The sequence below is a fragment of the Nocardioides ferulae genome (assembly GCF_003660455.1).
In the GTDB taxonomy this organism is placed as follows: Bacteria; Actinomycetota; Actinomycetes; order Propionibacteriales; family Nocardioidaceae; genus Nocardioides; species Nocardioides ferulae.
The window spans coordinates 52407-74374 of the sequence record NZ_QZVR01000026.1 but is presented as its reverse complement, the minus strand read 5'-3'; the positions used below and the strand labels follow the sequence as shown (position 1 = coordinate 74374).

Sequence of the window (21968 nt, the reverse complement as noted above, 5' to 3'; positions counted from 1 at the left end):
CTCGCTGATATGTAGGTGCCCGCTGTCAAGGGCAGGGTGAGGCGCCCGTCGTGGATGCCTCCTCGGCGGGCGCCTCGTGCTTCGCTGCTGGGGGCTGGTGAGCGTGTCGTTGGCGACGCGCGGGGTCATGCTGATATCCGCGGGTTGGTTACCGCAGGGCGGTGGTTCGGCTGGAGTGGGACCGCTTGTCTAGGGACGAGCGTCGCCGCCGTGGGCGGCTGCTCATAGCGAGGTCGCGGGTCCACTCCATGCGCTGCCACCAGCCCTTCGGGCAGCGGAGCAGTTCGTGGGTCAGTCGTTCATCGCGGCCAGCGACCAGCACCAGCCGGCGAGCTCGCGGGCGATGGCGACGTCGGCGGTGGTGTTGGGTTTGCGGCGGTCGATGAACTTGACCCAGCGTTGGTGAAGACGCCGGTTGCCCTTGTCGCCGCGGGCCCTGGCTGCGGCGGGGGCCAGGTCCCAGCGGGCGCGCATGGTGGCGCCGATGGTGTAGCGGGGTCGGTGGTGCCAGGCGGCCTCGACGAGGAGCCTGCGGGCGTGCCCGTTGCCGGTCTTGGTGATCGATCCCTGGCTCCTGGTGCCGCCTGAGGAGTGCTCGGTGGGGACCAGGCCGACGAATGATCCGATGGTGTTGCCGGTGAATCGGTGCCAGTCGCCGATCTCGACGGCCAGCGCGAACCCGGTCAGGGTGCCGATCCCGCGCAGGCAGCCCAGCCGTCGCACGACTGGTGTGAACTCACTGTCGGCAGCCAGTTCCTCGATCGCGGCATCGAGCCGGTCACGTCGGGCCTTGGTGGCGAGCACGGTCTCATAGCCGGAGTCGAAGGCCAGCCTGGTCGAGTGCGTGGTCAGCTGTGGGAGCGCGTCGGTGCGCAGCCACTGGTCGTGTTTGGTGGTCCAGGCGTTGCCGCCGTAGTAGACGATCCCGTGCCGCAGCAACAGCTTGGACAATCGGTGCCGAGCGGCCATCAGGTCACCGCGACAGTCTTCACGGGCACGGACCAGATCCCGGGCGGCTTCCTGGTCGACGGTCGGGATCGCGACCGGTGTGATCTCGTCCAGTCGTAGCAGCCGGGCCAGGTGGACCGCGTCCTTGGCGTCGGTCTTGACCCGGTCACCGGCCGGCTTCTGCAGCTTCGACGGTGCGACGACCTCACACCGGATCCCCGCAGCTCTCAGGTGTCGGTACAGGCCGAAGCCGGTCGGGCCCGCTTCGTAGGCCACCGCGACCGGACCCGGCAGCTCCTTGAGCCAGGAACCGATGTGGTCATGGGCTGGGGTCAGCTTGGTCTGGAACAGCTCGCCCGTGGCACCGTCGATCGCTGCTGCTGCAACAGATCGGGCGTGCACGTCGAGCCCGACACTCGTACGCTCGGTAAACACCGGGGCCTCCCACAATTGTTGGATAGGCCGAGCAGGCAGGCCCTGCTCGGTAACCCACGAATCTTGTGCGTGAGGCCCCGGCCTACAACCCCCTCCCGACTTCGGGGCGCGGGTTCCGCCAGTTCCTCGATCGAGGCGAACCAACCGACGGGTGGGACGGAGTCAACGTGGAGCACGCGCAGCGCAGCGAGCATGAACGACGTTGACGCCGGCCCGCACGTCGGCTTGATCATCACACCCTCGAGGAATGGCCTCGAGCTCCACGACACCAGCGCCGTGCGGTCACTCCATACCGTCTAGGGCGTTTGCACTCGCCCCTCCCGAGTGCTAAACATGACGTTGGCACTCTCGCCATGAGAGTGACAGCCACCACGGGTCGGCGAGTTGAGGTCTGCAGCGACGGCGGGAAGGGTCCGCCGGATCGGCCAGGCCGTCCGTCGCGGGCAACGAGCCGGACCGTCCCCGAACTCTGGATTGCGAAGGATCGCAGGAGTTATGTCGAAGCTGATTGCTTTCAACGAGGAGGCCCGGCGCGGCCTCGAGCGTGGCATGAACACGCTCGCTGACGCCGTCAAGGTCACGCTCGGCCCCAAGGGTCGCAACGTCGTCCTCGAGAAGAAGTGGGGCGCTCCCACGATCACCAACGATGGTGTGTCCATCGCCAAGGAGATCGAGCTCGAGGACCCCTACGAGAAGATCGGTGCCGAGCTCGTCAAGGAGGTCGCCAAGAAGACCGACGACGTCGCGGGCGACGGCACCACCACCGCCACCGTGCTGGCCCAGGCCATGGTCCGTGAGGGCCTGCGCAACGTCGCGGCCGGCGCGAACCCGATGAGCCTCAAGCGCGGCATCGAGTCCGCCGTCGACGCCGTCGCCGAGCAGCTGCTCGGCATGGCCAAGGACGTCGAGACCAAGGAGCAGATCGCCTCCACGGCCTCGATCTCCGCCGCCGACACCACCGTCGGCGAGATCATCGCAGAGGCGATGGACAAGGTCGGCAAGGAAGGCGTCATCACCGTCGAGGAGTCGAACACCTTCGGCCTCGACCTCGAGCTGACCGAGGGCATGCGGTTCGACAAGGGCTACATCTCGGCCTACTTCGTCACCGACCCCGAGCGCATGGAGACCGTGCTCGAGGACCCCTACATCCTGATCGCCAACTCGAAGGTCAGCAACGTCAAGGACCTGCTGCCGCTGCTCGAGAAGGTCATGCAGTCCGGCAAGCCGCTGGTCATCATCGCCGAGGACGTCGACGGCGAGGCGCTCTCCACCCTGGTCGTCAACAAGATCCGGGGCACCTTCAAGTCGGTCGCCGTCAAGGCCCCCGGCTTCGGCGACCGCCGCAAGGCCATGCTCCAGGACATCGCGATCCTCACCGGCGGCCAGGTCATCTCCGAGGAGGTCGGCCTCAAGCTCGAGTCGGCCGGCATCGAGCTGCTCGGCCAGGCCCGCAAGGTCGTCATCACCAAGGACGAGACCACCATCGTCGAGGGTGCCGGCGACGCCGACCAGATCGCCGGCCGGGTGAACCAGATCCGCGCCGAGATCGAGAAGTCCGACTCCGACTACGACCGCGAGAAGCTGCAGGAGCGGCTGGCCAAGCTGGCCGGCGGCGTCGCGGTGATCAAGGTCGGCGCGGCCACCGAGGTCGAGCTCAAGGAGCGCAAGCACCGCATCGAGGACGCCGTCCGCAACGCGAAGGCGGCCGTCGAGGAGGGCATCGTCGCCGGCGGCGGCGTGGCCCTGGTGCAGGCCGGCAAGGAGGCCTTCGGCAAGCTCGAGCTCGAGGGCGACGAGGCCACCGGTGCCAACATCGTCAAGGTCGCCATCGAGGCCCCGCTCAAGCAGATCGCGGTCAACGCCGGTCTCGAGGGCGGCGTCATCGCCGAGAAGGTGCGCAACCTCGACGCCGGTCACGGCCTCAACGCGGCCACCGGCGAGTACGTCGACATGCTGGCCGCCGGCATCATCGACCCGGCCAAGGTCACCCGCTCGGCGCTGCAGAACGCCGCGTCGATCGCCGCGCTGTTCCTCACCACCGAGGCCGTCGTGGCCGACAAGCCGGAGAAGGCCGCCCCCATGGGTGGCGACCCGTCCGGCGGCATGGGCGGCATGGACTTCTGATCGGAGCGCGGGGCGGTCCGGCAGTCGGGAGGCTGCCGTGACTGTCCGGGCGAGGTGAGGAAGTCCGTCAGGCATGGACTTTTGACCGCCGGCTCCCCGAGCTCCGCTCGGGGAGCGTCAGGCGGTCAGGTTGAGGAGGGTCGGCGAGCTCCCGCAGCGAAGCAAGGGAGATCGCGAGCCGTCTCGAAACCGGACCACCTGGTCGGAGGCACCACCCCGCTCGACCACGTTCACCAGCACCACCAGCAGGGCCCCCGCTCCGGCGGGGGCCCTGCTGCGTTGCCGGGTGGTCCGTGGCTGCTCCGTGCTCAGTCGCGCTTCGTGGGCCGTCCGGGCGCGAGGTCGGCCTCGCGCAGCAGGTCGGAGACCAGCTTGTGGCCCTCCTCGAGGGTGGCCTCCAGCAGGCCCAGCCCCTCGGCGTACCGCTCGGCCTCCAGCGCCCACTTCGCCGCCGACATGCCCTGGATCAGGTTGTCGCTGATCTGGGCGGCGTCCCGGTGCCGTTGCGCGGCGGCCTCGAGCTCGAGCTGACGCTGCTCAGCGGCGGCCTGACGCTCGGCGGCGTCGCCGATCAACAGCCCGACGAGGACCAGCGGGACGATCCGCGTCGTCCAGCCCACCCACGACAGGTCCACGTCGGCGGCCAGAACCCACACGCCGACCAGAGCCACCGCGACCAGCCCCGCGCCCAGGCCGGCCTTGCGGCCGAACGCGGTGGCGATCAGCGCCACCGGCAGCACGTACAGCATGCTGACCACGTCACCGACCGCGTCGCCGTCGACGAAGCGCAGCACGATGACCGTGGCGAACAGCGCCGATGCGACCGCGAGGGTGCCGACGGGGTGCCGCAGGAACCACGGTGCAGCCGACGGCGCTGGGTCCTGGACGGGCCGGAGAAGTCGCATTCGGCCACTCTGTCAGACCGACGCGCCTCATCCTCGGGCCATTCTTCCCACGTTCGGTGGGCCAATGTCCCGGACTCCGATCAGCGTCGCGGACTCGCGGACACCGCCGACGGTGCCGGCCGCCCCAGCAGCACCACCCGGACGACGTGCGCGAGCATCGCGACGAAGACCACGGTGCCGACGGCGAACGCCAGCCACAGCTCGACCCGCCCGATCCAGCCGACCACCGGCAGCCGGTCGGCCTCGCCCAGGTAGATGCCGGCGACGGCGTACATCCCCAGCGGGAACACCATGCTCCACAGGGTCGGCTCGTAGCGCAGCGGGACTCGGCGGACGACGTGACGCCACCAGCCGGCCGCGAAGAGCACCGGGATCAGCCAGGTCGCGAACGCCCAGAAGACCACGGCCAGGCCGGCGATGAGACCGCGGGTGGCCGTCACCATCGGCGCGTCCGCCATCTCCACGATGCGAGCGCCGGCCAGCACGGTGATGGCGAGGGCGCCCATCGCCACCCAGTACGGCGGGTTGAGGTCCTCGGGACCGAAGTCGTACTGCATGAGCCGCAGCGAGACGAAGATGCCCGCGGCTGCGTACAGGAAGACCCCCACCGACCACGACACCACCGCCAGCAGGGCCAGCTCACGGCGGCCGGTCGTGAAGACCGGCTCGATCGAGGCCGCGGCGACGGCGACCGACTGGCTGGCGACCACCCAGATGAACCAGGTGCCGTTGGCGGTCGCGACCACCGGCCGCGGCTGCGGCCCCAACGCGGCGGTCCAGGGGACGACGTAGCCGAGCACCAGCCAGGCCGCGAACGAGACGGCGAGCAGCCCCGCGGTGACCTCGGGCCAGCCCGCCATGCCCAGGCGGACGCCGAGCACGTTGGTGCCCGCGACGAAGGTGAAGAATCCGAAGCCACGGCGTGGGTCGAGGAAGTCGTCGTTGGTGGCCTGCCGATAGGCCACGAACCGCCAGAGGGTCAACGACAGCAGCACGACGAACGAAGCGGCACAGATCCCGAGGAGGCCCCGGGACAGCCAGGTGTGCCCCTCCAGCTGCATCCCGACAGACAGGATGCCGCTGGCCATGACGAGGGCGAAGTACCCCGGCGTCAGGCCTTCGACCGCACGTGAGATCCGGTGGTGGAGTGTGTGCCCCATCGCGGCAGGGTATCCAGCCCGCTACAGTCCCAAGGACTCGTCCAACGCTGCTCGACCACGCTGGGAGGCGTCACGCAATGACGACGGAGATCCGTCCTGAGGGCAGGAGCAAGGACCGGAAGGCGGGTCTCGACGGCTCCCTGACGGACGCGCTGGTGGGCACCCGCCGCTACTTCACCAAGGGCGCCGTCTCGGCCGACCTGCGCACGCTGACCAAGAAGGGCGGGCGGGAGGCCGACGCGTTCTACCGCGACCGGTGGAGCCACGACAAGGTGGTGCGCTCCACCCACGGGGTCAACTGCACCGGCTCCTGCTCGTGGAAGGTCTACGTCAAGGACGGGATCATCACCTGGGAGACCCAGCAGACCGACTATCCCAGCGCCGGCGCCGACCGCCCGGAGTACGAGCCCCGCGGCTGCCCCCGCGGTGCCGCCTTCTCCTGGTACACCTACAGCCCCACCCGCGTCCGCTACCCCTACGTGCGCGGGGTCCTGCTGGAGATGTTCCGCGAGGCCAAGCGGCAGTACGGCGACCCGGTCGTCGCCTGGTCCTCGATCGTGCAGGACCCCGAGAAGGCGCGCCGCTACAAGCGGGCGCGGGGCAAGGGCGGGCTGGTCCGGGCGACCTGGGACGAGGCCGCCGAGATCGTCGCGGCCGCCCACGTCTACACCGTCAAGCGGTGGGGGCCCGACCGGATCGCGGGCTTCTCCCCGATCCCGGCGATGTCGCCGGTCTCCTACGCCTCCGGGGCGCGGTTCCTGGAGTTGATCGGCGCGCCGATGCTGTCGTTCTACGACTGGTACGCCGACCTGCCGAACGCCTCGCCGCAGATGTTCGGCGACCAGACCGACGTGCCGGAGTCCGGCGACTGGTGGGACGCCGGCTACCTGTTCATGTGGGGCAGCAACGTGCCGGTGACCCGCACCCCCGATGCGCACTGGATGACCGAGGCCCGCTACCGCGGCCAGAAGGTCGTGGCGGTGGCCCCCGACTACGCCGAGAACGTGAAGTTCGCCGACGAGTGGGTCAACCCGGCCCCCGGCACCGACGGCGCGCTGGCGATGGGCCTGGGCCACGTCATCCTCAAGGAGTACTTCACCGGCACCCTGCCGCCGTTCTTCGCCGACTACAACAAGCAGTACACCGACCTGCCCTACCTGGTCACGCTCGAACCGGTCTCGGCAGGCTCGACCACCGACGGCGGCTCGACCACCGGGGAGGCGGCGTACCGTCCCGGCAAGTTCCTCGTCGCCGGCGACCTCGGCCACGCCGAGGGCGGCAGCGAGAACCAGATGTGGAAGCCCGCGGTCATCGACGCGGCCACCGGCGAGGTGCGGATCCCCAAGGGGTCGATCGGCCACCGCTTCGGCGACGAGGGCGTCGGTCAGTGGCACCTCGACCTCGAAGACATCGACCCCGCGCTCACCATGTATCCCACCGCCGACGGCGGGGCGAGCGAGAGCGTCGTCGTCGAGCTGCCGCGCTTCGACGGCGCCGACGGCAAGGTCGCCCACGAGCGCCGCGGCGTCCCGGTCGCCCGGGTCGGCGACCGGCTCGTCACCACCGTGCTCGACCTGCTGCTCGCGCAGTACGGCGTGCACCGCGACGGGCTGCCCGGCGTGTGGCCCGAGTCGTACGACGACCCGTCGGTGCCGGCGACTCCGGCCTGGCAGGAGACGCACACCGGGGTCCCGGCCGCCCAGGTCACCCGGCTGGCGCGGGAGTGGGCGCAGAACGCGATCGACACCGAGGGCCGCGGGATGATCCTGCTCGGCGCCGGCGTGAACCACTGGTTCCACTCCGACCAGATCTACCGCGCGATCCTGCTGCTGACCACGATCACCGGCACCCAGGGACGCAACGGCGGCGGCTGGGCGCACTACGTGGGCCAGGAGAAGATCCGCCCGATCATGGGCTTCCAGCACATGGCGTTCGCGCTCGACTGGCACCGGCCGCCGCGGCACATGAACCAGACCGCGTACTGGTACGTCAACACCTCCCAGTACCGCTACGACACGTTCAGCGCCGACGACCTCGACGCCGGCACCGGCGTCTTCAAGGGCAAGACCGTGATGGACCTGCTCGCGCAGTCCGCGCGTCTCGGGTGGAGCCCCAGCTATCCGACCTTCGACCGCAGCTCGCTGCAGCTCGCCGACGAGGCGGGCGCCGCCGGGATGGAGGCGCCGGCGTACGTCGCCCAGGAGCTGAAGGAGGGCCGGCTGAAGTTCGCCGTCGAGGACCCCGAGGCGGAGGAGAACCATCCTCGGGTGCTCTCGCTGTGGCGCTCCAACCTGCTCGGCAGCTCCGCCAAGGGCAACGAGTACTTCCTGCGCCACCTGCTCGGCACCGACAGTGCCGCGACCGCGAAGGAGGCCTCTCCGGAGCACCGCCCGAGCTCGGTGCGGTGGGCCGACGAGGCGCCGGAGGGCAAGCTCGACCTGCTGATGACCATCGACTTCCGGATGACCAGCAGCACGATCTTCAGCGACGTCGTGCTCCCGGCCGCCACCTGGTACGAGAAGCACGACCTGTCGACCACCGACATGCACCCGTTCGTGCACTCGTTCAACCCGGCGATCGCGCCGCCGTGGCAGACCCGGTCGGACTGGGACGCCTGGAAGACCATCGCCAAGCGGTTCTCCGAGATGGCCGTCGACCACCTCGGCACCCGCAAGGACGTCGTCGCGAAGCCGCTGTGGCACGACACCCCCGAGGCGATGGCCAGCGAGCACGGCGTGGTGCAGGACTGGCGCACCGGCGAGGTCGACCCGATCCCCGGCAAGACGATGCCGGTGATCGCCGTCGCCGAGCGCGACTACACCGCGATCCTCGAGAAGATGACCTCGATCGGGCCGCTGATGGAGAAGGTAGGCATGCTCACCAAGGGCGTCGCCTACGACGTCAAGCGCGAGGTCGACATCCTGCGCACGCGCAACGGCGTGGCCCGCGGCGGTGCCGGTGAGGGCCAGCCGAAGATCGAGACCGACGTGCAGATGGCCGACGCGATGCTGCACCTGGCCGGCGTCTCCAACGGCCACCTGGCCACGCAGGGCTTCAAGTTCCTCGAGAAGCGCACCGGCCAGAAGCTCGCCGACCTCTCCGCCGAGCACGAGGGCAAGCAGATCACCTTCGCCGACACCCAGGCCCAGCCGGTGCCGGTGATCACCTCACCGGAGTGGTCGGGCTCGGAGTCGGGCGGCCGGCGCTACAGCCCGTTCACGATCAACATCGAACGGCGCAAGCCCTTCCACACCCTCACCGGCCGGCAGCAGTTCTACGTCGACCACGACTGGTTCCTCGGCATGGGCGAGATGCTCCCGGTCTACCGGCCACCGTTGAACATGACCCACCTGTTCGGTGAGCCCGAGGTGGGCACCACCGGTGAGCTGGGGGTGGCGGTGCGCTACCTGACCCCGCACAACAAGTGGTCGATCCACTCCGAGTACCAGGACAACCTGTTCATGCTCTCGCTCTCCCGCGGCGGGCAGTCGGTGTGGATGTCGGACCGCGACGCGGCCAAGATCGGCGTCGCCGACAACGACTGGATCGAGATGGTCAACCGCAACGGCGTGGTGGCCGCCCGCGCCATCGTGAGCCACCGGATGCCCGAGGGCACGGTGTTCATGCACCACGCCCAGGACCGGCTCATCGACGTGCCGCTCACCGAGCGGGACCGCAAGCGCGGCGGCATCCACAACAGCCTGACCCGCATCCTGATGAAGCCGAACCACATCGTCGGCGGCTACGCCCAGCTGGCCTACTTCTTCAACTACATCGGGCCGATCGGCAACAACCGCGACGAGGTCACGACCATCCGCAAGCGCACGGCCCCGGTGGAGTACTGATGCCACCCCACGAAGTCCTCCGCTCGTTCCTCGCTCCGGAACTTCGCGGGGGCCCCGGCGGCTCGGCCCATGTAACCCCCTGCTCGCTCGCCCGGCCGGTCTCGGGCCGGCGTACCCCCCTCGCTCAGGAAGGCGGTATCTGATGCGCGTGATGGCCCAGATGGCCATGGTGATGAACCTCGACAAGTGCATCGGGTGCCACACCTGCTCGGTCACCTGCAAGCAGGCGTGGACCAACCGCGCCGGCACCGAGTACGTCTGGTTCAACAACGTCGAGACCCGGCCGGGGCTCGGCTACCCCCGCACCTACGAGGACCAGGAGGAGTGGAAGGGCGGCTGGGAGCTCAACAAGCGCGGCCGGCTCACCCTCAAGGCCGGTGGCCGGTGGAAGAAGCTCGCCACGATCTTCTCCAACCCCAAGCTGCCCTCGATCCAGGACTACTACGAGCCCTGGACCTACGACTACGAGACGCTGACCAACTCGCCGGCCACCGACAACTTCCCGGTGGCCCGCCCCAAGTCGCTGATCACCGGCAAGGACATGAACGTCGAGTGGTCGGCCAACTGGGACGACGACCTCGGAGGCTCCAAGGAGCACGCGTCGCGCGACGTGATGCTCAAGGGCATCGAGGACAAGGTGAAGATGGAGTTCGAAGAGACCTTCATGTTCTACCTGCCGCGCATCTGCGAGCACTGCCTCAACCCCTCCTGCGCGGCGTCCTGCCCGAGCGGCGCGATCTACAAGCGCTCCGAGGACGGCATCGTGCTGGTCGACCAGGACCGCTGCCGCGGCTGGCGGATGTGCGTCTCGGGCTGCCCCTACAAGAAGATCTACTTCAACCACCGCACCGGCAAGGCCGAGAAGTGCACGTTCTGCTACCCGCGGATCGAGGTCGGCATCCCGACGGTCTGCTCGGAGACCTGCGTGGGCCGGCTGCGCTACATCGGGCTGGTGCTCTACGACGCCGACAAGGTGCTCGAGCAGGCCTCGATCGAGGACGAGCAGGCGCTCTACCAGGCACAGCGGGAGTGCTTCCTCGACCCCGAGGACCCCGAGGTCCAGCGCGCCGCCGAGGTCGCCGGCATTCCCGGTGACTGGGTGGAGGCCGCGAAGCGGTCGCCGGTGTGGGCGTTGATCAACAAGTACGAGGTCGCGCTGCCGCTGCACCCGGAGTACCGCACGATGCCGATGGTCTGGTACATCCCGCCGCTCTCGCCGGTGGTCGACGTCATCAAGGACACCGGCCACGACGCCGAGGACCACGGCAACCTGTTCGCCGCGATCGACGCGCTGCGGATCCCGGTCGAGTACCTCGCGAACCTGTTCACCGCCGGCGACGTCGAGACGGTCAACAAGGTGCTGCGCCGGCTCGCCGCGATGCGCGCCTACATGCGCGACATCAACCTCGGCCGCGACCCCGACGACTCCATCCCGGCGAAGGTCGGCATGGACGGCGAGACGATGTACGACATGTTCCGGCTGCTGGCGATCGCGAAGTACGAGGAGCGCTACGTGATCCCCTCCGCGCACGCCGAGCAGGCGCATGCGCTGGAGGAGATCGCCACCGAGTGCTCGCTCAGCTTCGAGGGCGGTCCGGGCATGTACGAGTCCGGCCCGTTCGGTGAGGGCTCCGGCCGTCCGGTGCCGGTCGCGGTCGAGAACTTCCAGATGCTGCGCGACCGGCAGACCTCCGACACGCTCGCCGCGCCCGAGGACAAGTCGACCCGGGTGAACCTGCTCAACTGGGACGGCAAGGGCGTGCCGTCGGGCCTGTTCCCGCCGAAGCCCGACGCGCAGCCCGACGTGCCCGACGCCGGGCTGACCGGCGGCACCGGAGGCCAGGGCTCGCACCCGCCGGGCGACCGGCCGGGTGAGGACTCCGGCCGCGGCAAGGGGGCCTGATGCCCGCGCTGAAGGCCCCGCTGCGGCGCGGCCGTCGCAAGGCGGGCGCCCTCGACGACGCCACCGTGCGCGCGACCTGGCAGGTGGCCTCGCTGCTGCTCGACTACCCCGACGAGGGCCAGCCGCTGGACGTCGTGGCGCAGGCGATCGAGGCGCTGCCGGCGTCGGTGGCCGAGCCGCTGGCGCGGTTCCTGGAGCACCGGCGCGGCACGCCGCTGGGGGCGCTCCAGGCCGACTACGTGGAGACCTTCGACACCCGGCGTCGGTGCACGCTGTTCCTCACCTACTTCCTGCACGGCGACACCCGCAAGCGGGGGATGGCGCTGCTGCGGTTCAAGCAGGCCTACCTCGCCGCCGGGCTCGAGCTCGACGACACCGAGCTGCCCGACCACCTCGCCGTCGTCCTGGAGTTCGCGGCCACCGCCGACCTCGAGGAGGGCCGCCGGCTGCTGCTCGACCACCGCGCCGGCCTGGAGCTGCTCCGGCTCTCGCTCACCGACCTCGGCTCGCCGTACGCCGACCTGGTCACCGCGGTCTGCGCCGGCCTGCCCCCGGTGGGCGGCGACGACCTCGAGATGGTGCGCAAGCTGGCCGCCGAGGGGCCACCCGACGAGGAGGTCGGGTTGACGCCGTACGGCGAGCCCGGCTTCGACGCCGCGCTCACCGACCCGCGCTACCGCCCGGCTCCGGCTCCGTCGGGGCCGGTCGACCTGGGCCTGCCCGCCATGCCTTCCGCTGCCCCGTCCGGACGAGGAGCCTGAGATGGACCAGTTCCTGTGGGTGGTCGTGCCCTACCTGTGCCTGGCGGCGTTCGTCGTCGGCCACTTCTGGCGCTACCGCTACGACAAGTTCGGCTGGACCACCCGGTCCTCCCAGCTCTACGAGGACCGGCTGCTGCGGCTCGGCTCGCCGATGTTCCACTTCGGCATGCTCGGGGTCGTCGGCGGTCACGTGATCGGCCTGCTGGTGCCGAGGTCGTGGACCGACGCGGTCGGCATCGACGACCACCTCTACCACTACCTCGCCGTCGGGGGCGGTCTGCTGGCCGGTGTGCTCACCGTGGTCGGCATGGTGATCCTGATCTACCGCCGCCGCATGGTGGGACCGGTCTTCTCCGCGACCACGGTGATGGACAAGGTGATGTACGCCTTCCTGGCCGCCGTGATCGTGCTCGGCATGTGGAACACCATCGCGGGGTCGATCTTCACTCTCGGCGGTGAGTACAACTACCGCGAGGGCGTGTCGGTCTGGTATCGCTCGTTCCTGGCCTTCCAGCCCGACGCCGACCTGATGGCCGACGCCCCGATCGGTTTCCAGCTGCACGCGCTGGTCGCGTTCGCGCTGTTCGCACTGTGGCCGTTCACCCGGCTGGTGCACGTGTTCAGCGCCCCGGTCGGCTACATCACCCGCCCCTACATCGTCTACCGCTCGCGCGACGACGTGCAGCTCGGGTCGCACAGCCCGCGGGCCGGCTGGGAGCGCGTCGGGAAATAGGGGCGACCAGCGACGCTAGGCGTGGGAGTGCGCGTGGGTGTGGTCGCAGGCGTGCGCCTCGGCGACGGTGTCCCACCCGGTGTTGGTCAGCGTGACCACCGCGACCGGGAAGATCCCGAGGTTCTCCTGGTCGATGTGCTCGGCGAGCTCGGCGAGCAGCCGTTTCACGTCGGCGACGAAGGTGGGGGAGGCGGGGTCGAGCGTGTCGAGCATCGCCTCGAACGAGGCGTGCTCGCCCTCCAGCTCGTCGACGGCCTCGACGAACTCGCCCTGGGCGCGGAGCGCGGCGAAGATGCCCCGCTCCTCGCGGGTGCCGTGCGGCACCAGGATCTCCCGCAGCTGCGCGAGCAGCTCGAGCGTCGCGGCGTGGTCGCCCACGGCCAGCGGCGCGAGGATCCGGTCGCTGATCTCCAGCAGCTCGAAGTGCTCGTCCATCAGCTGGGCGATCGGCTCGACGCCCCGGCAACCGCAGTGCTCACACATGCCACCAGCCTGACCGGCGTACGCCGTGCACCGCAGGGACCAAAGTCCCGGCTGAGCGTGTCGTGTGCCTCAGGAAGCAGTCCGGGCCGGACGGCGACCACGAGGGTCACCGGCCGGCCCGGAGGAGGACGCCGCGCGGGTCAGGACTTCTTCGGCGCCCCCGGGCGGGCGTAGCGCATCCAGGTGATCGCCACGCACATGACCGCCCAGACGATGCCGATGACGTAGAAGACGGTCGGACCGAGGGTGGTGACGCCGACCCCGAAGAAGAACGGCCCGAAGGCGGCGATCGCCGCGGTCCAGCCGATCACGCCGCCGGCCTGGCGCTTCTCGAAGATCATCGGCATCTGCTTGAACGTCGAGGCGTTGCCGATGCCGGTGAACAGGAAGATCGCGAGCATGCCCCACAGGAACTGGTTGAACCCGCTGTCCAGGGTCGCCGCGGAGGTGGTGTCCGGAGAGAGCGCGGGGATCGTGAACGCGATCGAGACGACCAGGCCGATGCCGGAGATCAGGGTCCAGATCGCACCGCCCATCCGGTCGGTGAGCGGGGCGAAGACCACGCGGGCGCCGGCCCCGACCAGCGGGCCGAGGAAGACGTACTTGACCACGTCGGGCACGGCGTACCCCTCGATCAGCACGACCGCCTCCGCGCCCGTGCCCCGCACGATGTCCTCGTTGCCGATGCCGTAGAGGTCGGCCATCAGCAGGCCGAACTGGGCGGCGAGACCGGAGAAGGTGCCGAAGGTCATGATGTAGAGCAGCGTCATCAGCCAGGTGTCGCGGTTGCCGAAGATGTCGAACTGCTGCTTGATGTTGGCCTTGATCGGCACCGACTTCAGCATCGTCCAGGCCAGGATCGCGGCCAGCACCATCAGCGGGATCCAGACGAACGCCGCGTTCTGGTACCACACGTCCTGGGCGGGCTTGCCCGGCATCGAGATCGACTGGGTGCTGCCGAAGAAGGCCAGCCAGGAGAAGCCGATCAGGTACGGCGTGAGCAGCTGCACCGCCGAGACGCCGAAGTTGCCGAGGCCGGCCTGGAGGCCGAGCGCGGTGCCCTGCTTGCGCTTGGGGAAGAAGTACGACGTGCTGGGCATGAAGCCGGAGAACGCGCCGCCGCCGATGCCGGCCAGGAAGGCCAGCACCATGAGCTCCCAGTAGGGGGCGGTCGGCTCCTGCACGCGGACGCCCCAGCCGACGGTCGAGAAGACCAGCAGCAGGGAGGTGAGGGCGACCATCTTGCGGGTGCCCATGATCGGCGGCAGCACCATCCACAGCAGCCGGAAGAGACCGGCCGAGAGGCCGGGCATCGCCGCCATCCAGTAGAGCTGGGTGCTGCTGAAGCTGTAGCCGAGCGGGTTGAGCTTGGGGATCAGGGCGCTCGGCAGGAACCAGGCGACGAACGCCAGGAACAGCGCGAACGTGGTGATCCACAGGGTCTTCCAGGCGAGCCGGTTGTCCCAGGTCTCCTCGTTCTCGGGGTCCCAGTGGGTCAACCACTCCTTGCCGGAACGGCCGGCCTCGCTCGGTGCCGTGCTGCTGCTACTCATCGGGTTGCCGCCTCCAGGGGCTCGTTGCCGGCCTCGGGGCCGGGTGTGACGGTGGTGGTGTCGTGGTCGTGGGCGTGTTCGAACTTGTGCCGCAGCTGCGGGGACTCCTTGGTCAGCAGGTGCACGACGGTGTGGTGCATCCACAGCGCGCAGACCAGGGTGAGCAGGAACAACACGCCGAAGGTGGCCGAGGGGAAGCCGGTGAAGTCGGTGGCGTAGGCGAACAGCGGCGGCAGGAAGAAGCCGCCGAGCCCGCCGAGCATGCCCACCAGTCCGCCGACCGAGCCGACCTCACCGGGGAAGTACTCGGGGATGTGCTTGTAGACCGCGGCCTTGCCGATGCCCATCGAGCAGCCGAGCAGGAAGACCAGCAGCACGAACGGCACCAGGCCCATCGAGAACGGCAGCACCTCGGCGCTGCCGGTGGCGCTGCGGGTCTCGCTGACCTCGACCACGACGTGCCCGTTGGGCATCATCAGCAGGCCCGACGCGACCAGCATCAGGCCGAACGTCCAGTACATCACCCGACGGGCGCCGAGCTTGTCGGAGAACCAGCCGCCGAGCGGGCGCAGCAGGCTGGCGGGGAAGATGAACGTCGCGGTCAGCAGCGCCGCGGTGGACAGCGAGACGTCGAAGTTGTCGACGTAGTACTTCGGCAGCCACGACGACAGCGCGACGTAGGCGCCGAAGACAGCGACGTAGTAGAGGCTGAACCGCCACACCCGGACCTGCTTGAGCGGCACCAGCTGCTCGCGGATCGGCCGGCCGGCGCCCGGGCGGGGGTCGTGGCGCGGGGTGCCGACCCACATCGCGGCCAACACCAGGAGCAGCAGCACCGTGTAGATGACCGGGATCAGCCGCCAGCCACCCTCCACGAACCCGAAGTACGTCGTGCCTGCGGTGGCCGTGATCAGCAGCGGGCCGAGGAACTTGGTGACGGACGCACCGACGTTGCCGGCCCCGAAGACGCCGAGGGCGAAGCCCTGCCGTTCGCGGGGGAACCACGACGAGTTCCAGCTGATGCCCGCGGTGAACGAGTTGCCGGCGAAGCCGACCAGGAACGCCGCCACGAGCATCATGCCGTAGCTCTCGACCTGGGCCACCAGGAACGAGAACGCCGCGGTCGCCAGCAGCAGCACGGTGAAGACGATCCGCCCGCCGAACCGGTCGGCGAGGATGCCGGCCGGCAGCCGCCACAGCGAGCCGTTGAGGATCGCCACGGCGGTGATCCAGGCGAGCTCGACGTCGCTGAGCCCGAGCTCGTCGCGGATCGGGACGCCGAGGACGCCGAACATCATCCAGGCCGCGAACATCAAGGTGAACGCGATCGTCGAGAGCGTGAGCACCCGGGCCGCCCCTGCTCCGCCTTGGTGTTCGACCGGTGTCTCCGACACCGCGTGGGCGGTGTGGGCAGGCTTGGTCACGGTGATGGCCTCCGGTGAGCAGGGTGTGGATCCGAGAGTGCTCCCCTCCGGAGCATGGTGACCATCCTCAGGGCGGTCCATGCACGCTCGGCAGGGACCTTGGTCCCGGCTGAGCCTGGCCGCGGTCACCATCTCTGCACGTCAGCGAGGTCACACCGGCCGTTCCGCAGGGTCGGAGGTCCCGGGCCCCGGCGGACGGCGCCCCGGTCGACGAGGCCGTCCGCTCACACCTCCGTGCGGCCGGCGAGCGCGTCCTGGAGCGCGATCGCCGCGGGGAAGAGGATGTTGTTCTCCTTGTGGATGTGCTCGTGCAGGTCGCGCTCCATGGTCTGCAGCCCCTCGAGCATCGCCCGGTAGGAGCCGCACGCGTCCGGCGGCGCGGCGTAGCCGCCGGTGGCGGTGGCCAGCCGGCCGAACAGGTCGCCGACCGCGGCGTGCTCCTCGACGAGCTGGTCGATCTGCTCGGCCAGCCGCCCGTCGGGGCCCGGGGCGCAGGTCTTCTCGAGCCGGCTGATGGCCGGGAAGACCGAGCGCTCCTCGGTGGTCATGTGCGGCGCCAGCGCCGCCACCGCCTCGTCGAAGAGCTCGTGCACCCGGGCCAGCTCGGGGTGGCGGTCACCGTGCACCCGGTGCACCTTCGCGACCAGCTCGGCCAGCCTCGGCATCTCCTCCCACATGTAGGCGTGGTGGGTGTCGACGATGTCGTGGGCCAGCTCGGCCTGCTGCCGGGACCCGGTCGGCGCCGCAGCGGGGGCCTGCGCCGGAGGCTCCGGGAGGTCGAGCGCACGGCGTACGTCGTCGACGTCGAGCCGCGCCTCGGTGGCGGCCTGCTCCAGGGAGCGCTGGCCGTGGCAGCAGTAGTCGAGGCCGAGCCGCTCCAGGACCGCGGCCCGGCGGCCGTCGGCGATGACCAGGTCGGCGAGGCTGGTGGTGGCGTCGATGCTCATCGGAGCTCCTGTCGGTGGGGGTGTGCGGTCGTCCGCACGGGAGGTCGGGGGGTCACCGGGTGACCGCGAAGGTGCCGTGGGCGCCGCGCTCGGCGTCGACCATGACGTGGGAGACGAACGGGTAGTGGCCGGCCTCGGGGAACGCGAGCTCCACGAACCCACCCTGCGCCGCCTGCAGGCCCAGGCTCTGGGCGCCGCCGTCGCCGGTGGCGCCGCCGTCGCGCAGCAGGTAGTCGCCCTCGGCCCAGGTGGTGTCGAACTGGCCGCCCACCACGTGGAAGGACGTGGGCCGGTTGGGGCCCGCGTCGAGCACCCAGACCCGCACCCGTTCGCCGACGCGGGCCGGCAGCGGGTCGTGGTCGTAGCCGAACGCGTAGCCGTTGAACACCACCGCGTCGGGGCTCTCGGCGGCCAGCTTGTCGGCGTCGACCGGGCCGCTCTGCGGGCCGTAGTACATCTCCGACTGCACCAGCAGATAGCTCCGGTCGACGGCCGGAAGGCCCGCGGGCTCGATCACCACGGCGCCGAACATGCCGTTGGCGATGTGGGTGGACATCGGCATCGTCGAGCAGTGGTACATCCAGATGCCGGCCCGGGTCGCGGTGAACCGGTAGGTGAGCGACTCGCCGGGCTGGATCGTGCGCATCGGCCGGTCCGGGGCCAGCGCGCCGGCGTGGAAGTCGATGGAGTGGCCGATGCTGCCGTCGTTGACCAGCGTCACGACGAACCGGTCGCCGACCCGGCCGTGCAGGGTCGGGCCGGGCGCGCTGCCGTTGTAGGTCCACAGCGTCTGGGTGACGCCGGGGGCGACCTCGACCTCGGTCTCGGAGACCGTCATCGTCACCCGTCGCACCCGCTCGTCGCCGAGCGGCGGCAGCACGGCGTCGGGGGCCGCGAACCCGGCCCCGGGCTCGGCCATCGGGTCGAGGGAGGCGGGCTCGCCCGTTCCCGCGTGGTGGGCGTGGCCGTCGGTGCCGCCGTGATCGTGCGCGCCATCGGTGGAGGAGGTCGAGCCGTCGGCGGTGGTGGAGCCGTCGCCGGTGGTCGAGCCCTCGGCGGTGGTCGAGCCGTCGGCGGTGGTCGAGCCTGCCGAGACCACCCGCACCTCGAGGGTCATCCCCATCTGCCGGTGGCCGACGACCGAGCACCATCCGTCGAGGTCGCGCCCCACGACGCCCACGTCGATCGTGGCCCGGTCGCCCGGGGCCAGGTGGCCGCTGTCGGCGCCGGTCTCGAAGACCAGGTCGTGCACGTCGTCGCCGGCGTTGGTGATCTCGACGACCAGTCGGTTGCCGGCCGGCACGTCGATCACGTCGGGGGTGAATCGCATGCCCTCGGCGACCACCTCCACCGTCGTGGTCTCCCCGGTCGCTGCGGCGTCGCCGGCGGCCGAGGCGGGGGCCGCCATCGTGGTCACGGCGGCCGGGTCGAGCGCGGCACCGGCCGCGACCGCGAGCACCACCGCGGCCAGGCCGGCCGCGGCGGCACCCAGCACGCGGCCGCGCTGCACCGCCGGCAGCGGCACCGTGGGGCGGGTGGCCGCGGTGCCCTCGGCGACCGCGGCGGCGACCTCGGTGCGCACCCGTCGCGAGGTCCGGATCGCGGCGACCAGCAGCGGCAGCGTGGCCGCCATCGCGACCAGCACGACCAGCGAGCAGAGCACCCGCACCAGGCTCGGCACCGGCAGCGCGCACAGCACCAGTCCCGCGTTGGTGGCGACCACCCGCGCGGCCCCGCCTCGCGAGGTCACCGCCGTCGCGGCGCGCACCGCGCTCGGGCCGCCACCCAGCGCGGACGGCACCAGGTGCGACAGCGCCCCGAGCAGCACCTGGGCGGCGAACCCGGCGGCCAGGAAGGGCGCCAGCCCACGGAAGTGGTCGAGCGCCTGGCCCCAGTCACCGGCCAGCAGCACGCCGCCGGCCCACACCGGCACCAGCACCGCCCACCAGACGAGACCCGCCCCCACCGACCAGGCAGGGAACGACGACGGGGGAGTACGCCGCGTGGCGCGCGCCAGCGGGACGGCCACCACGGCCAGCCCCCCGGCGTACAGGATCAGGCCGGCGGCGAGCGCCGGCCGCAGCCCGGCGAGGGCCCCGCCCGCGGCGACCAGCACGCCGGCCGCGAGCACCGGCAGGCCACGCCGGATCGCCGTGTCGCTGCCCTCGCCGAGGCGGGTGCGCAGCATCGTGGGCCACAGCGTGAGCAGGGTGCCGGCGACGGTCAGCCCCACCCAGCCGAGCAGGTTGACCACCGTGTGCGCCAGCAGCACCCGGGCGTGCCAGGGGTCGGCCAGCCCGCGGGCGAGGAGCACGCCGAGCACCGCCCCGACCGGCAGCAGCAGCGCCGCCGTGACGTAGTAGCGGACCACGGCGCCGAACCGGGCCGGCAGCGCGTGGCGCAGCTGTGCGGCCAGCGCGAGCGCGTGCCAGGTGACCGCCGCGGTCACCGCGGTGGCGCCGGCCACGGTCAGCGGCCAGGCGACGACCTGGGTGCCGACGACGACCGCGACCGTGCCGAGGGTCAGGAGGGCGAGCCGGCGGGAGCGGGCGCGCAGCGCGGGCTCCTCCACGCGGGTGTGCAGCAGGGCGTCGGTGAAGTACTGGCTCCACACGACGATCGCGTGCGTGACCGCGCCGAGCAGCAGCAGGTGCAGCATCAGCCAACGCGGCTCGGGCACCCACGGGTGCACCAGCGTCGAGAGCACCACGGCCAGCAGCCAGCCCAGCACCGGCAGGTCGCGCCACGGCGAGAAGCCGCGGCGGCGCGGGACGGGCGCGGAGGAGATGCTCATCGGGGTTCCTTCGTGGGTCGGCGGCTCGAGCCGCTGGTGCGCCAGACCACGAGGCCGGCGAAGAGCAGGACGCTGGCGATGTTCAGCACGCTGCCGGTGCGCCAGGCGGCGTCGACGCCGAGGGCGTCACCGACCCACACCCGCAGCACCAGCGAGCCGTGCAGCAGCACCACCGGCAGCCACAGCAGCGGGTGGTAGGGCAGCGGGCGGCGCAGCACCGCGGGCAGGATCACGGGTGCGTGGGCCATCACCATCGAGATCGTGAAGCCGAGCATCACCGCGTGCACGACGGCGTCGTAGGCCACACCGGCGGCCGCGGGGCCGCCGGTCAGCCAGACCGCCCCGGCGACGCCGAGCCAGGAGTAGCCGGCGAGCATGCAGGCGGCCATGTAGCGAGGGAGCCCGTGGCTGCGGACGGTCCGGCGGGCCACGTCGTGGACGGCCAGCCAGCCGCCGAACGCGAGCAGGGCGGCGCCGAGCAGCACGGTGCCGGGCTCGGGCCACAGCAGGGAGGCGACCACGCCGGCGCAGAGCGCGGCGGCGAGCCCGACCAGGGTCGGCCCGGCGGTGGGGCCCATCGCGAGGCGGGCCAGCTCGAGCCGCTCGCCGCCGATGGTCAGCACCAGGAAGCCGACCAGCCAGGGGAGCAGCGCGGGTACCGCGGCGCCGCCGAGCCACAGGAGCGCCCCGCCGGTGGCCAGCACCGCGCCGAGGGCCTGGACCAGCACCGACTCGTCGGCCTGGCGACGCCACAGCGGCACGTAGACGCCGACCAGCGCGGCGGCGCCGAGCACCAGGGCGGTGCGGCCCACCCAGAGCGGGGCGGGGGAGAGCAGCAGCAGCCCGCCGAGGCCGAGCAGCGCGGGCGCTGCGAAGCCCGCGGGACGGCGCAGCGCCACCGCGCGCTCGAGGGCGATCAGGGTGCCGACGAAGCCGAGCACGAGCAGCACGCCGTGCACCAGCGGCAGCCGCTCGGAGGTGACCGGGGCCGGCAGGTCGAGCAGCAGCAGCGCGGCGTCCAGGCCGGCCAGGAGCGAGAGCCCGGCGGGGAGCAGGAAGGCCACCCGGCCGAGGCCCGGGCGCCCCCCGGCCCGGGTCTCGGCCGGCGGCGCGGCGGTGGGGCCGCCGGTCTGGGGGTCCGCGGCTCGCTGGACCTCGAAGGTGCTCATCGCGGGGCCGGGCGCAGGTGCAGCAGGCAGGCGCCGGGCTCGGCGAACGGCACCAGCTCGCTGCCCGAGCCGTCCTCGCCGTAGACCTCCATCGCGCCCTCGGCGATGCCGAGGTGCACCGAGCAGACCACCTCGCGGTTCTGGTGGGCGGCCTCCAGCAAGGGGCATCGGGTCAGCCGCATCGTGGTGGCGTCTCCGTCGTCCTCACTCTCGGGCTCGAAGCCCATCTGCTCGAAGATGCGGCCGACCTGCCGGCGGGCGGCCTCGGGTCCGGGCGCGTCGGGGGCGCCGGCGTCCTGGGCGAGCCGGCGGCCCCAGTCGGCCCCGGCGGCGCGGGCGTCGCGGGCCGGGTCGGGGCTGGTGCGGGTGACGACCGCGGCGAGGGTGGCGGCCAGCCCGGCGTACTCGGGTCGCTCCGGCTCGCCGCCGCGGTGGGTGGCCCGGTAGAGCCAGCCGGGTCGCCCGCGTCCGGAGGGGGGCGCCTGCTCGCGGGTGACGAGGCCGCGGCGGATCAGCGCGTCGAGGTGCTCGCGCACCGTGTTCGCGTGCAGCCCGGTCATGGTGACCAGCGCCTGCAGGCTGGTCGGGTCGGGCTGGGCCTGCAGGGTCTCGAGCAGCGCCGCGCGGCTGGGCGACATGGCCCGGCCGGAGGCGCTGCGCGCCGGCCGGGGGCCGAGGGCTGTATTAACCACGGAGTTAAGTGTGGCAAAATAGCGGCGCGCTGTCATCTCGACGGCGCGTGATCCCGCAGACATCGCGGAGAACCCCCGGCGAACAGCGCCGG

General features: G+C 71.2%; 15 protein-coding genes. 5 read left to right on the top strand and 10 right to left on the bottom strand.

The window, feature by feature from the left end; all coding sequences use genetic code 11:
• Window positions 1–291: 291 nt before the first annotated feature.
• Window positions 292–1383, bottom strand: coding sequence for an IS110 family RNA-guided transposase (locus tag D6B71_RS20140; RefSeq protein WP_121258427.1), 1092 nt, complete (start codon window positions 1381–1383; stop codon window positions 292–294).
• Between the two features lie 495 nt (window positions 1384–1878).
• Here D6B71_RS20140 and groL point away from each other — a divergent pair, with 495 nt between their 5' ends.
• Window positions 1879–3507 (top strand): chaperonin GroEL, encoded by a 1629-nt coding sequence (gene groL / locus D6B71_RS20135; protein WP_121258425.1) that lies wholly within the window; start codon window positions 1879–1881, stop codon window positions 3505–3507.
• Between the two features lie 308 nt (window positions 3508–3815).
• Here groL and D6B71_RS20130 read toward each other — a convergent pair whose 3' ends face one another.
• Together D6B71_RS20130 and D6B71_RS20125 are read right to left on the bottom strand one after the other, a co-directional pair.
• Window positions 3816–4412, bottom strand: coding sequence for a DUF4118 domain-containing protein (locus tag D6B71_RS20130; protein ID WP_121258423.1), 597 nt, complete (start codon window positions 4410–4412; stop codon window positions 3816–3818).
• Window positions 4413–4492: 80 nt separating this feature from the next.
• Window positions 4493–5572 carry a tellurite resistance/C4-dicarboxylate transporter family protein gene (locus D6B71_RS20125; RefSeq protein WP_121258421.1) on the bottom strand — a complete coding sequence of 360 codons (1080 nt, stop codon included), beginning with the start codon at window positions 5570–5572 and terminating at the stop codon, window positions 4493–4495.
• A gap of 77 nt (window positions 5573–5649) precedes the next feature.
• Here D6B71_RS20125 and D6B71_RS20120 point away from each other — a divergent pair, with 77 nt between their 5' ends.
• From D6B71_RS20120 to narI, 4 genes are all read left to right on the top strand, one after another.
• Window positions 5650–9417 carry a nitrate reductase subunit alpha gene (locus D6B71_RS20120; protein ID WP_121258419.1) on the top strand — a complete coding sequence of 1256 codons (3768 nt, stop codon included), beginning with the start codon at window positions 5650–5652 and terminating at the stop codon, window positions 9415–9417.
• 142 nt (window positions 9418–9559) lie between these two features.
• The gene (narH, locus tag D6B71_RS20115; RefSeq protein ID WP_121258417.1) at window positions 9560–11320 is read left to right on the top strand and encodes a nitrate reductase subunit beta; all 1761 of its coding nucleotides are present in this window, start codon (window positions 9560–9562) and stop codon (window positions 11318–11320) included.
• Entirely contained in the window at window positions 11320–12081 is a 762-nt protein-coding gene (gene narJ / locus D6B71_RS20110) for a nitrate reductase molybdenum cofactor assembly chaperone (protein WP_121258415.1), read from the top strand. The genes narH and narJ overlap by 1 nt, the downstream gene beginning before the upstream one ends.
• Window position 12082: 1 nt before the next feature.
• Complete coding sequence (gene narI / locus D6B71_RS20105) at window positions 12083–12814, top strand: respiratory nitrate reductase subunit gamma (protein WP_121258413.1); 732 nt, start codon at window positions 12083–12085, stop codon at window positions 12812–12814.
• Between the two features lie 15 nt (window positions 12815–12829).
• Here the strand turns inward: narI and D6B71_RS20100 are convergent, their stop codons facing one another.
• The 7 genes from D6B71_RS20100 to D6B71_RS20070 all read right to left on the bottom strand — a co-directional run bounded on the left by D6B71_RS20100 (window position 12830) and on the right by D6B71_RS20070 (window position 21876).
• Entirely contained in the window at window positions 12830–13297 is a 468-nt protein-coding gene (locus D6B71_RS20100; protein WP_121258412.1) for a hemerythrin domain-containing protein, read from the bottom strand.
• 140 nt (window positions 13298–13437) lie between these two features.
• Complete coding sequence (locus D6B71_RS20095) at window positions 13438–14850, bottom strand: MFS transporter (protein WP_121258410.1); 1413 nt, start codon at window positions 14848–14850, stop codon at window positions 13438–13440.
• The gene (locus tag D6B71_RS20090; protein ID WP_240641594.1) at window positions 14847–16274 is read right to left on the bottom strand and encodes an MFS transporter; all 1428 of its coding nucleotides are present in this window, start codon (window positions 16272–16274) and stop codon (window positions 14847–14849) included. Before D6B71_RS20090 ends, D6B71_RS20095 begins: the two co-directional genes overlap by 4 nt.
• Window positions 16275–16498: 224 nt before the next feature.
• Window positions 16499–17221 (bottom strand): iron-sulfur cluster repair di-iron protein, encoded by a 723-nt coding sequence (ric, locus tag D6B71_RS20085; protein WP_121258406.1) that lies wholly within the window; start codon window positions 17219–17221, stop codon window positions 16499–16501.
• Window positions 17222–17273: 52 nt separating this feature from the next.
• Entirely contained in the window at window positions 17274–20015 is a 2742-nt protein-coding gene (locus D6B71_RS23865; RefSeq protein ID WP_121258404.1) for a multicopper oxidase domain-containing protein, read from the bottom strand.
• Window positions 20012–21184 carry a hypothetical protein gene (locus tag D6B71_RS20075; RefSeq protein ID WP_206051869.1) on the bottom strand — a complete coding sequence of 391 codons (1173 nt, stop codon included), beginning with the start codon at window positions 21182–21184 and terminating at the stop codon, window positions 20012–20014. Before D6B71_RS20075 ends, D6B71_RS23865 begins: the two co-directional genes overlap by 4 nt.
• Window positions 21181–21876, bottom strand: a complete 696-nt coding sequence (locus D6B71_RS20070) for a helix-turn-helix transcriptional regulator (protein ID WP_240641593.1) — start codon at window positions 21874–21876, stop codon at window positions 21181–21183. Before D6B71_RS20070 ends, D6B71_RS20075 begins: the two co-directional genes overlap by 4 nt.
• Window positions 21877–21968 lie beyond the last annotated feature (92 nt).

What these genes read in the sequence shown, in the direction of transcription:
- groL (WP_121258425.1), top strand. Translation starts at nt 1,879, where the DNA reads ATGTCGAAGCTGATTGCTTTCAACGAGGAGGCCCGGCGCGGCCTCGAG.
- D6B71_RS20130 (WP_121258423.1), bottom strand. Translation starts at nt 4,412, where the DNA reads ATGCGACTTCTCCGGCCCGTCCAGGACCCAGCGCCGTCGGCTGCACCG.
- D6B71_RS20125 (WP_121258421.1), bottom strand. Translation starts at nt 5,572, where the DNA reads ATGGGGCACACACTCCACCACCGGATCTCACGTGCGGTCGAAGGCCTG.
- D6B71_RS20120 (WP_121258419.1), top strand. Translation starts at nt 5,650, where the DNA reads ATGACGACGGAGATCCGTCCTGAGGGCAGGAGCAAGGACCGGAAGGCG.
- narH (WP_121258417.1), top strand. Translation starts at nt 9,560, where the DNA reads ATGCGCGTGATGGCCCAGATGGCCATGGTGATGAACCTCGACAAGTGC.
- narJ (WP_121258415.1), top strand. Translation starts at nt 11,320, where the DNA reads ATGCCCGCGCTGAAGGCCCCGCTGCGGCGCGGCCGTCGCAAGGCGGGC.
- narI (WP_121258413.1), top strand. Translation starts at nt 12,083, where the DNA reads ATGGACCAGTTCCTGTGGGTGGTCGTGCCCTACCTGTGCCTGGCGGCG.
- D6B71_RS20100 (WP_121258412.1), bottom strand. Translation starts at nt 13,297, where the DNA reads ATGTGTGAGCACTGCGGTTGCCGGGGCGTCGAGCCGATCGCCCAGCTG.
- D6B71_RS20095 (WP_121258410.1), bottom strand. Translation starts at nt 14,850, where the DNA reads ATGAGTAGCAGCAGCACGGCACCGAGCGAGGCCGGCCGTTCCGGCAAG.
- ric (WP_121258406.1), bottom strand. Translation starts at nt 17,221, where the DNA reads ATGAGCATCGACGCCACCACCAGCCTCGCCGACCTGGTCATCGCCGAC.
- D6B71_RS23865 (WP_121258404.1), bottom strand. Translation starts at nt 20,015, where the DNA reads ATGAGCATCTCCTCCGCGCCCGTCCCGCGCCGCCGCGGCTTCTCGCCG.
- D6B71_RS20075 (WP_206051869.1), bottom strand. Translation starts at nt 21,184, where the DNA reads ATGAGCACCTTCGAGGTCCAGCGAGCCGCGGACCCCCAGACCGGCGGC.